Consider the following 16,211-nt stretch of genomic DNA (forward strand, 5'->3'; position numbering starts at 1 on the left):
ATGAATACACATATTAATCAGGTTTTTGCAAACCATTATCTTAATTATAAAGATCAAAGTGTTGAGAACATTAAAAGAGATGCACGAGGACTACTGCATATTGTATCCGATTATGAGGGAAGGGTGGTATTTGAATTACTTCAAAACGCGTTTGATAAAGCAGAAAAAAACATAGGTATTTTTATAAAAGATAATATTTTATATGTTGCCAACGACGGTATTAAATTTTCATATAATACAGAATTTGATTATAAAGATGGACATAATATCATCAGAGGTGATTTTCAATCGATTTGTTCCGTATATACTAGTACTAAATCAATTGCAAATGCTATAGGCAATAAAGGTATTGGGTTTAAGTCAACTTTTTCAATCGCTAAAAATCAAGATACAGATATAAAATATCCGACAAGATATGTGGAAATTTATACCAATGGAAATTTTATAAAAAATACGGATACTAGTTGTGATAGTATTCAATGTGCATTCAGACTGTTCGAAATGATTCGAAATACAGATTTTATATCCGATTTAAAATTAGACAAAGATCTACTAAAAGCAAAAATTGATACTGCACGAGAAGAGTATCCGGATGTTGGAATACCTGGTTACTACTTTCCAATCGAAATAGATTGTCAAAGCAATGCTTTTGTTAAAGATTTATTAAACAGATATGTAACTGTAATCGCAATACCTCTTGAGAAACCTTCGGCTATTGCAGAATTAATTAAGAGGAATATAATTGAGTCAGGAATTCATTTCAATTTTATTCAGCTAAAATTTCCAAAAGAATTTCATATTGTAGTAGAAATTAATGATGAAATCAATTATGAGGAAACAATAAAATTAGGAGCTGCTAATTTAGTAAGTTGTAAAATTAATAATGACGAGTTAAGACTTTTGGCAGAGGCTGCGAATATAGAAATTGAAGATATTTCAATCGGATTATTCTTTAGACAAGATGGTAAAGGTAAATTTTACAATTACTTGCCAACTGAAATTGATTCACCTTTTCCCAATGTTGATTTGCATGCCGATTTTAGAACCACACTCAATAGAACAAACATAAATTGGAAAGGTGCTGTAGGAGAATATAATAAAGCGTTATTGCGATGTTGTTTGGAATTAATGTTCAGTTGTTGGAATGATTCAATTGTTTTAAATAATAAGTATATTATAAAAAAGAATCAAAGTAACGTTTCTTGGGATATTAATTTTTTCAAACCAAATTTTTCAATTGAATCATTAGAATGCTTATGCATTAGAGATCTTTTTAACATAACAGACGAAAGGTATAATCTTGACTTTTTAAATTTTTCTGAATGGACAGCTGTACATTCAAAAAAATATTTTGATAATAAGAACGAAAAATTAATTTTTACAAATTTTTATTCAATACTGTTAAAAATAATTCATTCTTTATCAAGCGATTATAAATTAAGTGCATACAGCAGGGTTGAGGCTTTTGAGTTAGAAATAAAGCAACAGTTTGATAAATATGAAGTTAGATATTTACCAAATGTTGTTTCTAAAAAAGATGTTGAAGTTTTTTCTGTTTATGATGATATTCAAATTAGTCCTTTAATAAATTTATATTTTACAGAAGTTGAATTTAAAAAAGATTATATCGGAAATCAATTTAAAAAAAATTTAAGTATAAAAGACTTCGATAATCTTAATGAAGTTATTAAACATTTTAAACAATGTCAGTTTGATGGGGAGTTTAATTCAGACTCAATATCTGAAAGTAAGCAAATTAAATTGCTTCAAAACCTTTATAGCTTTTATTCTAGGAAAGATAAAAGTGAATTTTTATCGTCACATAGATATAACACAGCATTATCTGCTAGTTTAAGAGATAGTAATTCATTATCTAACCAAGCTAATTTTAGTGTTTCGACATTGTTTCTAAAAATGCACAACGGTAAATATAAGCCAGCACAATTATGTTGTTTTGAAGAATTAGATATAGATTTTAGAAATGAAGTTACTGATAACCTGCAGTTTTATAAATTTTTAGGAGTTAGTGAATTTCGAAATTTCAACGTTGTAGATCTCAGAATCTACAATGCGATCGAAGATGGTCTAGAATTTATTCCTACGATAATGGGATATAATTCATCAGATTCGATAAATGCAATGCTTCTTGAAAATTTAAGAATTATAAATTCTAAAAATTGTATTAATGTTCATCCTTCATTGGTCAATGATAATCATCCTAAAATATTCAAGAAAGTTTCTGTGTTCGATCAGGAGAAAAAAAATGAATTAGAAAATATTTTAGTAAAGAGATATGATGATTTTAATAAGACATACGTGGATGTTTTAAAAAATGAATTGTTAACTAAGATCACTTTTACTAACGAGATTATAGCAGTTTATCCTTTGTTTTTCAAATTATTCTCAGATAATAACCTCTACATTATTTTCAATGGCGAAAGTTTAGAAATTGTAACGAATACTGATTTTATCATTGTGCAATCCAAATCAGATTTAATCTCTGCTATGAACTCAAATGTCAAATTTAATATTTTGGCTTATGAAGCAGAAAGAGGCTTATACAAAGATAATTTAAAACATAAAATTGCACAGTACTCAATTGACATCTCAAATAAGTCTAAATTGGAAAATTCAGAAGTGAAAGGATTATTACTGGATAAGTTATCTTTTATTTTATATCGCATTTCCAAGTTAAAAACTTCTGATTTTAATTTTATTGAAAATGATAATTTTGATATACTAAATAAAATTTCCGATTTGAAAATATTTAATGTATCAGAACTTAGAATCAAAAAAAAATTTGATAAGTTTCATCTGATCATGGAAGAATCCTACTTCATAGATCGCAGAGATTTACTAATAAGTGACGATTCAAAAAATGTCATTGCAAAAGGTTTATCGAAATATTTGTTTGGAACTGAAAATTATGCATCAGAATTAGAGGTAATTATTTTTCACACAGATAAATCAGATTTACTGAAGCAGGTTGATCCTTATGATTTTTCAGTTATTCAAAGTAAATACGATAATGTATATCTGGAGAAGAGAAAAGAGTTTTTTTTGCAGATTTTTACTCAATTTAAAGACATTGATGAAGATGATACAGAATGGTATGTATACAACCAATCATACAAAAGTGCTTCATTGCAAACCTACATTGATCGTGGCGAAATTGATGACCTAATTAATTTTGTCAACACATTAAAATACAGTGAAATTTACAGGGAGTTAAATTTTAAATTACAAATCAACCTTGATAATACTGTCGAAGATTTGATATTTTATAAAGAAGAGGAGAATGATGAAATTGCATTTTTAACAAGGAAAATCGCAGAATCCACATTAAGAAAAGAAGTATTAAATATTGATGATTCATTTGGTGCCGTGCGAAATATTTCTTCACTGTTTAAGCCGAAAAAAATTAAAGTTTTTAATTTTGATAGTTCTTCAAGTGAAGAATTAGAAAGTATTGGCACTAATGGGGAGCATGATGTTTTACTGTACTATATAAACCAATTTAAGATTTTAAATTTGGATGATAAAATAAGAACAATCGAAAGCATATATCAATTAATTTTATTGAAAGTAGAAAACGTATCCTATTTTCAGGATTTAAAAGTACTAATTCTTAATAATATTGAAGAGGAAGAAAACTATTTGCCCCATCTAATTCCCTTTATCTATATCACTAGTAAATATAAATTTTCTTACTTTGATTTAATAGGTTTTAAAGACTGTATTGCATGTATGGTTGAAGTTAAGAGTACAACAAATTCAAATAACAAACATTTTTATTTTTCGAAAGCGGAGATCAATTGTGCTTTACAATATGATAATTATGAGATTGTGAGGTGTACACCAGAAAACATAATTTTTTTAGGAAACCCAGTCAAGGATTTTCAAAGTAAATTAGTTAATTTTAAAAATGAAAAATACACATTAGAACCGTTAAATTATAAAATAAGTTATAGTTCATGATTAACCCAATAGAGCGCATCACCCAAAAACGTATCATCCAATTGTTCACCGATCAATTGGGCTACATCTACTATGGGAATTGGGAAGATCGTGCTACGAACAGCAATATAGAATCAACCTATCTCAAGAAGTTTTTGATAAAGAAAGGGTACGCAGATTCTTTGGTAGAAAAAGCCATCACTGAATTAACGCAGTTAGCCAGTTCCAATACCGGCAATTTATATGAGCGAAATCAAAAGATGTACAATCTTCTGCGTTATGGCGTGAAGGCGCGTCCGGAATTGGGAGAGCAGTTTGAAACTATTTTCCCGATTGATTGGAAGAATTGGGAAGAGAATGAATTTGGGATTGCGGAAGAAGTAACGCTTTATAATCACAAACACAATCGCCGTCCGGATCTGGTTCTGTACATCAACGGAATCGCTTTTGGCGTGCTCGAATTAAAAAGAGGAACCGTAGATATTGCGGAAAGTATTCGTCAGAATATTTCTAATCAACAGGAATTGTTTTCACAAAGATTTTTTACGACGGTTCAAATGATTTTGGCGGGAAACAATACCCAGGGTTTACGCTACGGCACAATCGAAACGCCCGAGAAATATTACCTTTCGTGGAAAGAAGATGAGCAGGATAATGAAGAGTACAAACTCGATAAATACCTGAAAAAATTATGTGAGAAATCGCGCGTCATCGATTTGCTCTACAACGGAATTATATTTGACGCGGGTTGGAAGAAATTGCCACGTCCACATCAATATTTTGGTTTGAAGGCAGCGCAGGATTTTATAAAGCGCAGAGAAGGTGGAATTATCTGGCATACGCAAGGTTCGGGCAAATCTCTAATGATGGTGATGATTGGAAAGTGGATTTTAGAAAACATTCCGAATTCCCGAATTGTCATCTTAACCGACCGCACGGAATTAGACGATCAGATCGAGCGGGTTTTTAATGATGTTGGTGAAACAGATATTGCAAAAACAAAATCGGGAAAAGAATTGATGCATTATTTGCAGGCTTCTAAACCGCGATTAATCTGTTCTTTGATTCATAAATTTGGGAATAAAGACGAAGGCGATTTTGAAGTTTTCATTAGAGAATTAAAAGATAATCCACTCACCACACAAGGCGAAATATTTGTTTTCGTAGATGAATGTCACCGGACGCAAAGTGGGAAGCTCAATGAAGCCATGAAAGCTATTTTGCATAATGCAGTTTTTATTGGTTTTACGGGAACGCCTTTATTGAAAGTCGATAAGAAAACAACGACGGACGTTTTCGGACGTTATATTCATACTTATAAATTTAATGAAGCAGTTCAGGATGGAGTTGTAAAAGATTTGATGTATGAAGGAAGACAGATCGAGCAAAAATTGACTTCACAGAAAAAAGTCGATCAATGGTTTGATGCCAAAACACAAGGGCTCAATGATTTCCAGCGCAGTGCTTTGAAAAAGAAATGGGGAACCATGCAAAATGTGTTGAGTTCAAAAGGACGCATGGAGAAAATTGTAGCAGACATTGTCGTTGATTTCAGTACCAAAGCACGATTAGCCAATCAAAATGGAAATGCCATATTGGTGGCAGGAAGTATTTATGAAGCCGCGAAATATTACAGTCTTTTTCTGCAAACCGAATTGAAAGGAAAGTGTGCATTGGTTACTTCGTACAATCCAAATGCAAGCGATATTTCTAAAGAAGACACTGGTGCAGAAACGGAAACTGATAAAGAATTTATTTATAAAATTTACACTGAATTATTAGAAAACGTAAGTACAAAAGGCAATAAATCAAAAACCGAAACTTACGAATCTGATGTAAAAGAATTATTCCGAAAACAACCCGCCAAAATGAAATTGCTGATTGTAGTTTCTAAACTTTTGACTGGATTTGATGCGCCACCTTGCAGTTATATTTACATAGATAAAAAGATGCAGGATCACACTTTATTTCAGGCGATTTGTCGGGTGAACAGATTGGATACGGATGACAAAGATTACGGCTATATCGTAGATTACATGGAATTATTTGGTAATGTAACCGATGCAATTGACGTTTATACTTCGGAGTTGGATAGTGAAGGTTTTACAAAAGAAGAGGTTTCTATTCAGTTGAAAGACCGGTTGAAAGTTGCGGCAGATCGGTTAGAAGTCGCTTTGGAAACTGTTGAAGCCTTGTGTGAAAATGTTCCCACTAAAAAAACAGATTTAGATTTCATTAAATATTTCTGTGGAAATACGGAAAACCCAAACGATTTGAAAGCAAATGAATATAAACGGATGGCTTTGTATAAAGCGATTGTCGAATATATTCGTGCTTTTGCCAATATGACGACCGATTTTGAATTGGCTGGTTATCAGGAAAAGGAAATTAAATATTTTAAAGACCGTTTGGATTTCTATTTAAATGTTCGCGAAGTGATCAGAATTGCAAGTAATGAAATCATCGATTTGAAAGTATATGAAGCAGATATGCGTTTCTTATTAGATACTTATATCCGCGCTGAAGAGTCAGAAGTAATTTCTCCATTTGAGGATATTTCTTTATTAGATTTAATGGAAACGGATATGGATAAAGCGATTGACTCTTTGCCCAAATCTGTGAAAGGAAATAAAGAAGCTGTTGCGGAGGTTATTGAAAATAATGTAAGAAGTAAAATTGTAGAAGATCATTTGCTGGATTCTAAATATTTTGATGAAATGTCGTTTCTTTTAGCAGAACTTATTGCGGCAAGAAAACGGGATTCCATTCTATATCAGGAATATTTATTGAAAATGGCGGAGTTAATTCGCATGGTCAATAAAGGTCAGAAAGACGATGTTCCAAAATCATTAAATACAAAAGGGAAAGTCGCTTTATATCATACTTTAGAAAATGAAGAATTGGCACTGGTTTGTGATCGCGAAGTTCAATATGCAAAACAGGAAGGTTTCAGAGATAATTTGATGAAGCAAAGAAAAGTTAAAAAAGCAATTAAAAAGGTTGTTAAAGATGATACTTTAGCAGAACAGGTTTATCAGATTATTGACCAGAATAAAGAAGATTATTAAAATGCGAACAGAGCATTTAGAAATTGGAGATTTGGAGGTTGAAGTAAAATTTAAACCTATCAAAAACCTGCACTTAAGTGTTCATCCACCACATGGAAAAGTGACAGTTTCATCTCCGGAGTATTTTGATCTAGAGAAAGTTCGGGTTTATCTTACCACGAAAATAGGCTGGATCAAGCGCGAACAAAAGAAAATCGCCAATCAGGAAAGAGAAGGTGAGAAATTGATGATTACGAGAGAAAGTCATTATTTTCTGGGGAAAAGATATTTGCTGAAAGTTACGGAAGCCAAAAGACCGTATATTGAAATTCATCATCATGTAATAGAACTTTTTTCTCCTGCGCATTACACCACTGTACAGAAACAAAAACAACTTGACAATTGGTACCGAAAAGAATTGAATACGGTTTTGGGAAAATTGTTAATGCACCATTTACCCATCATGAATCTGACCGTTGATACTTATAGTGTTCGAAAAATGAAAACCAAATGGGGGAGTTGTAACAATGAAAACAGAACGCTAAATTTTAATATTGAACTCATCAAAAAACCAATAGAATGTATCGACTACATCGTGGTGCATGAATTGGTTCATATATTAGAAAGGAATCATAACAAGAATTTCATTATTCTTATGGATCGCTATTTACCGAATTGGCGAACTCAGAAAAAAATCTTAAATGATTTACCTATTTAAGTAAACTACGCCACATTTCGGCGCAGTGATTTTCCATCTTTGTAAAAATAAATAACAAAGCATGGAAACAAAAATCACTTTCAACGTTTTAGAATGTATCGAAACCATTCACAAATTTTCTAAAGATTCCCATCTTCGTGAACCATTTTTCGAGTCGATTGAAAAAGAATTGGCGTCGCTTTGTCCGTATTTACAACTGAATAAAATAGAAGTTGTTTTATTTGCAAATGCGTTTGTTTATTGGTTTGAGGAAGCTTCCTTTACAAAAGTATTTCAGTATTTCGGAATGACCAGCTTTCAAGTGCTCAAATATCGGGAAGCCATCGAAGTTTTGTATCAACGAAATCTTTTGATGAATAAAGAAAGCCGGAAAAGACAAATTTCTACCTATGAATTGTCGCAATCCGTAATCAACACCATTTCCAAAAATGAGCCTTTACAAATCTTTCAGAATAAAAACACTTCCAAAGAGAAAAATTTTGTTGATTTGCTCGAAGAATTTGATGGAATGAGCGATCAGTTGGATTCAAATATGATTCATCAATATGATTTTACGGATTATATAGGAACCCTTTGTGAAGAAAATTTGCACATGCCTATCTTTCGGGAAATTAAAAATTACAAGCTCGATCTTTTTGAAACCTTCTTCTTTTTAGATGCAATTTGGGATACCATTAGTTGTGGTGATAATGATTTTAATACCAATATTCAATCTACTGTTAACGATTATTTTAAACAAAAAAGCCAAGCTTTATACAATATTAAAAAATTGGTAAACAAAGAAACGAAATTGAGCAAGTTGGGTTTAATCGAAATATCCAATCAAAGTTTCGCCAACAAACCACACGCAAAACTCACTAAGAAAGTAATAGATTTCCTTCGAGATCATCAAGATTTATTAATTGATGACGTTTCAAATGAAAATTCAAAATTGATTCTGGCTAAAAATATTCAGCAGAAAAAACTCTTTTTTAATAAAGATGAGAGTACGCAATTAAATCAAATTTCCGCTATTTTGGAAGATCAGAAGTTCAAAGAAATGCAAATTCGATTAAAAGAAAGAGCAATGCCAATTGGGATTACAGCCATTCTTCACGGCGTTCCTGGAACGGGAAAAACAGAAAGTGTATATCAATTAGCAAAAAATTCTGGACGAAATATTTTTAAAGTAGATATTTCCGAAACTAAAAGCATGTGGTTTGGCGAAAGTCAGAAATTGGTGAAAAAGATTTTCACGCAATATGAAGACATGAAAAAAACAGAAAAATTGTGTCCCATTTTGCTATTCAATGAAGCAGATGCCATTATTGGCAAACGAAAATCTGCCGGAAGTAGCACTATTGCAGATACTGAAAATGCCATTCAAAATATCATTTTAGAGGAAATGGAAAAGTTTGATGGAATTCTTTTCGCAACAACAAATTTGGTAGAAAATATGGATGGCGCTTTTGAACGTCGCTTTTTATTTAAAGTCAAATTCGAGCAACCATCCACAGAAAATTCTGCAAAAATATGGCGAGAGAAATTTCCTCATTTATCTTAAAAAGAGAGCGAAACATTAGCAGAAAGTTTTAATTTTTCTGGTGGAGAAATGGAAAACATTGCCCGAAAATGTGCGATGCAAGAAATTCTATCGGGTGAAAAACTTCATTTTGAAGAAATTATAAACCTTTGTAAAAATGAAAAGTGGAGTGGTGAAGTGAGAGGTAGAATTGGATTTTAAATTTTGATCAAAATAGATGATTTAAAGAATTTAGTTATGATACTTTTAGTTGCAAAATTTTCTATCTTTAATTAAAACTTAAAAAGAATAATAAAAACTGATTTTTAAAATTGTGTAAATTATGATTAATTTAAATTCGCAAATTGCAAAATTAATTGACATCGAAAAAGAAATATGCACATTTCCTAATACAATGGTAGATGGAGCGATTAATAATGAAGTATTTTTGAATAGCAAATATAAAATCGCATGGTTTTTAAAAGAATCTTATTCTGAGGATGATGGATCTCAATACTATCGTGATTTATTTACCGCCGAAAATTTATATGAAGATTTTTTTAAAAATGTTGCAACTCCAACTTGGCATCCAATTATTTATATTTCTTATGCAATATTAAACAATTTTCAAAAATGGAATGATTTACCAGATATTAAGGAATTTCCGCAGATGGCTGAAGTTATACATAATATCGCAATATTAAATGCAAATAAGGAATACTCTAAAACTGGCACTTTTACAACAGATGATAATTTGAAAAAAGGTTTTGAGAAATTTAAATCAATCATTTTAAGACAGATAAATATACTAAATCCTGATATTTTAATTTTTGGAAATACTTTTCATTTGTATAAAGAAATTTTTGTAACAGATGAAGATAAAATAGAAGAGCTTTCTACTAATGGTTTACTTCATACGTATTATAAAAATGGAAAAATCTATTTAGATGCTTATCATCCTGCGAGTAGAAAAAAAGATTATGTAAATTCAATAATTATCGCTGTAGAAAAACTTCAGAATAAAATAAGATAATGAGAACAATTGATATCATAGCTCAGCTAAAACAAAACATTCTTAAAATTCAGAATTCGGTTTCATTGGATGATGTAAAGGAACTCGAATTTTACGATTTTCAAATCATTAATACCATTTTTTATTATGGGTTGGAAAATAAATATTCAACCGACGGTTTTCCCGACAGATATAGTAAACTCATTAAAAAAGAAGATGAAGATTTTGAGGACTTTCTAAATTATGATGTTAAATCCTATTATGTTTATAAAATCGCTTTGCAATACGATGATGTTTTCCAAATGGTGAAAATCTATTTTAATGATTCCGATATTGATTACAAGGATGAAAAATGTAAGGAAGACTTATTAATTAGCATTAAAATTCTGGAAAGTGAAGGTATTAATTTAATTTTTAATCCAGAAAGTTTTGGAACTATTCCACTATTTAGACCGAAACTTCCTCGTTGAACAATTTAAATTCTATTTTATTTAAACGCCGTATGTTGTCGTTCTTCTTTATTATCTTTACCTGATAAGATAGACAAAATGGCAAAAAAAGAACAAATGCTTCGCTTAAAATTTATTGAAGAATTTTTGCGTAGAAGAAAAGAGAAAGGTGCATCTTTCGAAGAAATCAACGATTATCTTGAAAGTAAATATCAAGATAAAGGATTGAAACTTGACAGTTTAAAATTTACAAAACGTACTTTTCTTCGCGATAAAGAAGCTATTTTTGAAGTCTTTGGCGTCCTTATTATTTACAAAAGATCAACTAACTCTTATGTCATTGATGCTGATGAAATAGACGAATATCACGAAGATGTTTTTGATAATTTGTTACTCGTTGAAGCATACAGAGAAGTGAAGGGCAAGAAAAATGTGATGCTTTTTGAGCAACGAAAATCTCGTGGTTTACATTGGTTAAACGGTTTAGTTCATGCAATTACCCATCAACAAATCATTAGTTTAAACTATACCAAATTCTGGGAAGGCGTTTCTCACAAAAAAACTTTGGAACCTTATGCGTTGAAGGAATTTAGAAATCGGTGGTATTTGCTGGCAAATGAAAAAGATAGCAAAGATTTTTTCCTGAAAACTTTTGGTTTGGATCGAATTTCAGATTTAGACATTTCTAAATCTAGCTTTAAACCTGAAAAAATTGATATTGAAAACTATTTTAAAAACTCTTTCGGGATTATTTATGGCGAAAATGAAGAGGTAGAAGAAATCGTTTTATCATTTGATGCAGAACAAGGGCAATACATAAAAACGCTTCCAATGCATCATTCCCAAAAGGTTTTAATTGATAATGATAAGGAATACAGAATTCAATTGACCCTATTTCCGACTTACGATTTTGAACGCGAAGTACTTTCACATGGTGAAAGAGTGAAAATTATTTCACCTAAAAGTTTTAGAGAACATTTGCAAAATGAAGTGAAAAATATGGTAAAGAATTATAAATAGAGATAATATGAAATCGTTATTTATGGAATTACAAGCAATAAATGCCATTTAATATGGTCGATACCATTTGACCTTAAAAAAATATATAAATACAAATGAAATCAATTTCCAAATCCCGTTTTGTTTCTGGAGTTCAATGTTCCAAAAAAATTTATTTCGAATATTTTAGAAAAGATTTAAAACTTCCTGTAAGTGAAGCAACACAACAGATTTTTGATTTAGGACATACCGTTGGAGCATTGGCGCAAAAGAGTTTCCCGAATGGAGAAGATGCAACGCCAACAGATTTTTCAGATTTTTCAATTCTATTGAGCAAACGAAAAAATGGATTGCAGAAAAAAAGAAAACAATCTACGAAGCAACATTTGCAACAGAAAACACTTTGGTAATGCTCGATATTTTGCACCGAAAAGATGATGAAATTTGGGCTATCGAAGTTAAAAGCAGCACATCAGTAAAAGAGTATCATTATACAGATTCGGCGTTTCAATATTATGTAATGTCAAAATCTGGATGCGTTCCAGATCGATTTTTCTTAATGCATATCAATAATCAATATGTTAAAAATGGAGAAATAACTTCCGAATTATTTCATTTAGAAGACATTACAAAAGACATCATTGAAATGCAATCTTGGGTTGAGGAAAATTTTGAAAGTTTATTGAAGGTTTTGGAAATTGCAGAAGAACCAGTTGTAGAAATTGGCGGTCATTGCAGCAACCCATTTGAATGTGAATTTACCCATCATTGTTGGAAGCATGTTCCTGAAAATTCAGTTTTTGAAATGACGAGAGCAGGAAAAAAATCTTGGCAATTGTATGAGGAGGGAGTTTTGAAATTGGAAGATATTCCAGAAGATTATCATCTTACTTTTTCTCAGCAATTGCAGGTGAATGGAATTAAAAATAATGAATCTTATAAAGATTTACAAGCCATTCGAGATTTCTTACATACGTGGGAATATCCGCTACAATTTTTCGATTTTGAAACCATTTTTGCAGCAATTCCAGTTTTAGATGGAACAAGACCATATCAACAAGTTCCTTTCCAATATTCTTTGCATATTCTAAATGCCGAAAATAATATTTCTCATAAAGAATTTCTTGCCGATCCAAGAGATTTTATCAATTCAGAAATGGATCCGAGAAAAAAAATGATTGAGCAAATGAAATTGGATTTTTTGGATTGTGGAAGTATTGTTACTTATAATAAGAGTTTTGAAGTCTCCCGTTTAAAAGAATTAGCCAAAGATTTTCCAGAAGATGCTGAATTTCTCTTTGGTTTAATTTCAAGAATTGTAGATTTATTAGTCGTTTTCAATAAACGTTGGTATTATTTGCCTGAAATGGGAAATTCCGCTTCCATTAAATCTGTACTTCCCGCAATTGCCCCAGAATTTTCTTATGATGATCTGGAAATTGGCGATGGTGGAAGTGCAAGTACATTATTTCACGCAAGTATCTTTGATGAAAGTCAAAACACAGAAGAATTAAGACAAAATTTATTGAAATATTGTGAACGAGATACCTACGGAATGGTTGTGATTTATCAAGTTTTAAAAAAAGAGATGGGTAAATTTTTCATTTAAAAGTTTCCGATATTTACATTGTATATTATAAATTATGGAAATTAAAAACCAAATAGAAATTTGTCAAGCCAGTGCTGGTTCAACTCAAATCAATGTGCAATTTGAGCAAGATACTGTTTGGCTTACACAATCGCAGATGGCAGAACTATTTGGCAAAGGAAGAACTACAATTACTGAACATATTAATAATGTGTTCACTGAAGGAGAGCTTTTAGAAGAACTGGTATGTCGGGATTTCCAACACACCATCCAACACGGCAATCGGCTATTACAAAAATTCCCCGAGTGAAAACTTGGGGAATTTTTTTGATAAATGCCAAAAAAAATACCTCAATCGAGGTATTTTAAATTATTGTTTTAAGAATTCACTCAGTTTCATTGCCTCCGCATTCATCGGGTCATATGTCAGTGATTTTGCGATATGCTGTTTCGCCTGCTCTTTATCAGTTTTCTGAAGTTGGTAAGCCACAAAGAAGTGCGCATAGGCCAAATTCTTTTTATTCGCTTCCAATTCTTCTGGTTTTACTGCTGCGATGTATTTTTCATAAGCCATTTTTGCGTTCGCGTCATCTTTCATACTTTGATAAACGTAGGCTTGACTATAATAAGACGGTGCCCAATCTGGAAGTAATGTTGCCATTTTTTTCCAGGTTTCCAATGCGCCGTTCCAGTCTTTTGCGTCTTGATAAGCGGTGGCTAATTTCACGATCGCTTCCGTATCATTTGGATTGGCCTCAATTTGTTTTTTTAAAGCTTCTATAGCTGGATTTTGCTGTGTTCCCTGAACTTGAGCCGTTGCAGCGGTTTCGGTCGCAACACTTTCAGTCTGTGCATATCCAAAACTTACCGCTCCTAAAAATAATGCAGCAACGAGTGCTTTCTTGGTGTTAATCACGCTTTCCTTTTTCATATTCAATTTTTTGATTAATATTTAACTCCTGCTCCAACAACAATAATTCCGCTTTTTACAATTTTTTGAAACTTTAATATTTTTTATAACATCTTAACTTTTTCAACCTTTAACGTTGAAATATTAATGCAGATGTTTTGGTCTAAAAGTTTCCTGCTTCAATCTTTTAAAAATATCTTTGCACTCATTAAAATTTTCAAAAAAATGCTCTCCAAAATTATCGTTCATAAAGTCGGAAATAAAGTCAATCAGGAAAATCTTTTCCTCTCAGAAAATGAGTTGCAAATCGATGACGACATGAAGGAACTCTTAACCGATTATTTCCTCAACGCTTTCAAATCTGAAGAACAGTTTCAGTTTTACAGCGATTCTTATCTTTCTTTAAATCCGGTTTATTCATCTGTTTCAGAAATTTTTGAAGACAAAGACAAATTCAGATTTGAATCAGAAAATATTGCGAAACATCTTTTTGAGATCAGCGATAATCCACGCGTTCAAGGTGGCGAAGTTTTTATCGTTTATTTTGAAGGCGGCATTACAGAAGAAGGTAACCAAATCGATTCTATCGGGATCTTTAAAACAGAAAACAAAAATCCTTTCCTCAAAATTTTACCCATAGACGAGAATTACGAAATCGAAAAAGATTACGGAATCTCGCTTTCTAAATTGGATAAAGGTTGCCTGATTTACAACACTGATAAAGAAACCGGTTACGCCATTTCCGTCGTAGATAACAACAAAAACGGCGATCAATACTATTGGTTCGAAGATTTTTTAAAAGTTCGTCAACGCGATGATGAATATTTTCATACTCAGGAAACGCTTTCTGTTTTCAAGGATTTTGTCATCAAACAATTGCCGCAGGAATTTGATGTGAATAAACCTGATCAAGCCGATTTCTTAACGAAGTCGATCAACTTTTTCAAAGAAAAAGAAACTTTTCATTACGATGAGTTTACGAATGAAGTATTGCAGGATAAAAATGTGATCGAGAGTTTTTCTAATTTCAAAAGTGATTACGAACAGGAAATGCAGGTTTCAATTTCCGAAGAATTTCCCATTAATCAAACGGCTGTCAAGAAAAATCAGCGGTATTTTAAAAGTGTCATTAAACTCGATAAAAATTTCTCTATCTATGTTCACGGCGACCGAAAAATGATCGATCAGGGACAGGATGAAAATGGAAAATATTACCGACTTTATTTTGAAGAAGAAAAATAGATCAGTAAAAAAATTACACAAAGCAGAAAATTTCTAAATTGTACTCCAAATTTTGCTGAGCGATGAAAATTCAATTTTTAAAAGATTTTTACAGTAATAGTTCTGCCAAACTGTTGATATCACTATTGTTTCTGGTTATCGCATTTTTTGTGCTTGCGGTCATTACCGATGAGATGGTTCTGGAAAAAGAAAATAATATAGATTTTGTTATTTTTAAATTTTTCAATACGCATATCGTCCGAAACAGTTTGACTGGTTTTATGTACGCCATCACCCAATTTTCCTCCGCGACTTTTATTAAAATTGTGTATCCATTTCTGATCGTGGTCTTGCTTCTTTTTAAACTGTACCGAAAAGCGCTTTTTACTTTCGTAGCTGGAGTTGGCGGTTTGCTTCTCATTTACGGTATGAAAATGTTTTTTGCACGACCAAGACCGCCGTATCCTTTATTATACAAAGAAGAGACTTTTAGTTTTCCAAGTGGTCATGCGACTTTTGGCTTTATTTTTTATGGTACTTTGGCGTATTTTATTTGGTTGACAGATCTGCCAAAAGTTTGGAAATACATTGCAATGGTTTTTCTCATCGCCCTTTCTCTCACCATCGGTTTCAGTCGGGTTTACTTGCGGGTTCATTATCCAAGCGACGTTGTAGGCGGTTTCTGTCTCGGATATTCCTGGTTGTTTCTGATGATTTTTGCCTTCAGAAAATGGTATCCGATTGATTAAGAAATTTTAATAACACAATTTGTACATTTAGAATTACAGCAATTTCTGATCATATTCAGA

General features: G+C 31.7%; 13 protein-coding genes. 12 read left to right on the forward strand and 1 reads right to left on the reverse strand.

Annotation, left to right across the window (positions count from 1 at the left end):
* The 10 genes from IV494_RS14140 (at window position 1) to IV494_RS14185 (ending at window position 13,581) form a co-directional block, all read left to right on the forward strand.
* Window positions 1–3,978, forward strand: a complete 3,978-nt coding sequence (locus tag IV494_RS14140; RefSeq protein WP_196080750.1) for a hypothetical protein — start codon at window positions 1–3, stop codon at window positions 3,976–3,978.
* Window positions 3,975–7,025 (forward strand): type I restriction endonuclease subunit R, encoded by a 3,051-nt coding sequence (locus IV494_RS14145; RefSeq protein WP_196080751.1) that lies wholly within the window; start codon window positions 3,975–3,977, stop codon window positions 7,023–7,025. Before IV494_RS14140 ends, IV494_RS14145 begins: the two co-directional genes overlap by 4 nt.
* A gap of 1 nt (window position 7,026) precedes the next feature.
* Window positions 7,027–7,722, forward strand: coding sequence for a M48 family metallopeptidase (locus tag IV494_RS14150; RefSeq protein ID WP_196080752.1), 696 nt, complete (start codon window positions 7,027–7,029; stop codon window positions 7,720–7,722).
* 61 nt (window positions 7,723–7,783) lie between these two features.
* Entirely contained in the window at window positions 7,784–9,265 is a 1,482-nt protein-coding gene (locus IV494_RS14155) for an ATP-binding protein (RefSeq protein WP_196080753.1), read from the forward strand.
* 301 nt (window positions 9,266–9,566) lie between these two features.
* The gene (locus IV494_RS14160) at window positions 9,567–10,256 is read left to right on the forward strand and encodes a hypothetical protein (protein WP_196080754.1); all 690 of its coding nucleotides are present in this window, start codon (window positions 9,567–9,569) and stop codon (window positions 10,254–10,256) included.
* On the forward strand, window positions 10,256–10,705 hold the full coding sequence (locus IV494_RS14165) for a hypothetical protein (protein ID WP_196080755.1): 450 nt from the start codon (window positions 10,256–10,258) through the stop codon (window positions 10,703–10,705). Before IV494_RS14160 ends, IV494_RS14165 begins: the two co-directional genes overlap by 1 nt.
* Before the next feature lie 78 nt (window positions 10,706–10,783).
* Window positions 10,784–11,704, forward strand: coding sequence for a helix-turn-helix transcriptional regulator (locus IV494_RS14170; protein ID WP_196080756.1), 921 nt, complete (start codon window positions 10,784–10,786; stop codon window positions 11,702–11,704).
* A 95-nt stretch (window positions 11,705–11,799) separates the two neighbouring features.
* Window positions 11,800–12,093 carry a hypothetical protein gene (locus tag IV494_RS14175; protein ID WP_196080757.1) on the forward strand — a complete coding sequence of 98 codons (294 nt, stop codon included), beginning with the start codon at window positions 11,800–11,802 and terminating at the stop codon, window positions 12,091–12,093.
* Complete coding sequence (locus IV494_RS14180) at window positions 12,093–13,292, forward strand: DUF2779 domain-containing protein (RefSeq protein ID WP_196080758.1); 1,200 nt, start codon at window positions 12,093–12,095, stop codon at window positions 13,290–13,292. Before IV494_RS14175 ends, IV494_RS14180 begins: the two co-directional genes overlap by 1 nt.
* Before the next feature lie 34 nt (window positions 13,293–13,326).
* Window positions 13,327–13,581 (forward strand): hypothetical protein, encoded by a 255-nt coding sequence (locus IV494_RS14185; protein WP_230380197.1) that lies wholly within the window; start codon window positions 13,327–13,329, stop codon window positions 13,579–13,581.
* A 60-nt stretch (window positions 13,582–13,641) separates the two neighbouring features.
* Here IV494_RS14185 and IV494_RS14190 read toward each other — a convergent pair whose 3' ends face one another.
* Complete coding sequence (locus IV494_RS14190) at window positions 13,642–14,202, reverse strand: tetratricopeptide repeat protein (RefSeq protein WP_196080759.1); 561 nt, start codon at window positions 14,200–14,202, stop codon at window positions 13,642–13,644.
* A 204-nt stretch (window positions 14,203–14,406) separates the two neighbouring features.
* Here IV494_RS14190 and IV494_RS14195 point away from each other — a divergent pair, with 204 nt between their 5' ends.
* Complete coding sequence (locus IV494_RS14195) at window positions 14,407–15,423, forward strand: nucleoid-associated protein (RefSeq protein WP_196080760.1); 1,017 nt, start codon at window positions 14,407–14,409, stop codon at window positions 15,421–15,423.
* Between the two features lie 62 nt (window positions 15,424–15,485).
* Window positions 15,486–16,151 carry a phosphatase PAP2 family protein gene (locus IV494_RS14200; RefSeq protein WP_196080761.1) on the forward strand — a complete coding sequence of 222 codons (666 nt, stop codon included), beginning with the start codon at window positions 15,486–15,488 and terminating at the stop codon, window positions 16,149–16,151.
* Window positions 16,152–16,211 lie beyond the last annotated feature (60 nt).

This window comes from Kaistella gelatinilytica, from assembly GCF_015679325.1.
In the GTDB taxonomy this organism is placed as follows: Bacteria; Bacteroidota; Bacteroidia; order Flavobacteriales; family Weeksellaceae; genus Kaistella; species Kaistella gelatinilytica.

Coding starts and splice junctions, on each gene's coding strand:
- IV494_RS14170 (WP_196080756.1), top strand. CDS start 10,784: ATGGCAAAAAAAGAACAAATGCTTCGCTTAAAATTTATTGAAGAATTT.
- IV494_RS14200 (WP_196080761.1), top strand. CDS start 15,486: ATGAAAATTCAATTTTTAAAAGATTTTTACAGTAATAGTTCTGCCAAA.
- IV494_RS14190 (WP_196080759.1), bottom strand. CDS start 14,202: ATGAAAAAGGAAAGCGTGATTAACACCAAGAAAGCACTCGTTGCTGCA.
- IV494_RS14195 (WP_196080760.1), top strand. CDS start 14,407: ATGCTCTCCAAAATTATCGTTCATAAAGTCGGAAATAAAGTCAATCAG.
- IV494_RS14165 (WP_196080755.1), top strand. CDS start 10,256: ATGAGAACAATTGATATCATAGCTCAGCTAAAACAAAACATTCTTAAA.
- IV494_RS14140 (WP_196080750.1), top strand. CDS start 1: ATGAATACACATATTAATCAGGTTTTTGCAAACCATTATCTTAATTAT.
- IV494_RS14150 (WP_196080752.1), top strand. CDS start 7,027: ATGCGAACAGAGCATTTAGAAATTGGAGATTTGGAGGTTGAAGTAAAA.
- IV494_RS14185 (WP_230380197.1), top strand. CDS start 13,327: ATGGAAATTAAAAACCAAATAGAAATTTGTCAAGCCAGTGCTGGTTCA.
- IV494_RS14145 (WP_196080751.1), top strand. CDS start 3,975: ATGATTAACCCAATAGAGCGCATCACCCAAAAACGTATCATCCAATTG.
- IV494_RS14175 (WP_196080757.1), top strand. CDS start 11,800: ATGAAATCAATTTCCAAATCCCGTTTTGTTTCTGGAGTTCAATGTTCC.
- IV494_RS14155 (WP_196080753.1), top strand. CDS start 7,784: ATGGAAACAAAAATCACTTTCAACGTTTTAGAATGTATCGAAACCATT.
- IV494_RS14160 (WP_196080754.1), top strand. CDS start 9,567: ATGATTAATTTAAATTCGCAAATTGCAAAATTAATTGACATCGAAAAA.
- IV494_RS14180 (WP_196080758.1), top strand. CDS start 12,093: ATGCTCGATATTTTGCACCGAAAAGATGATGAAATTTGGGCTATCGAA.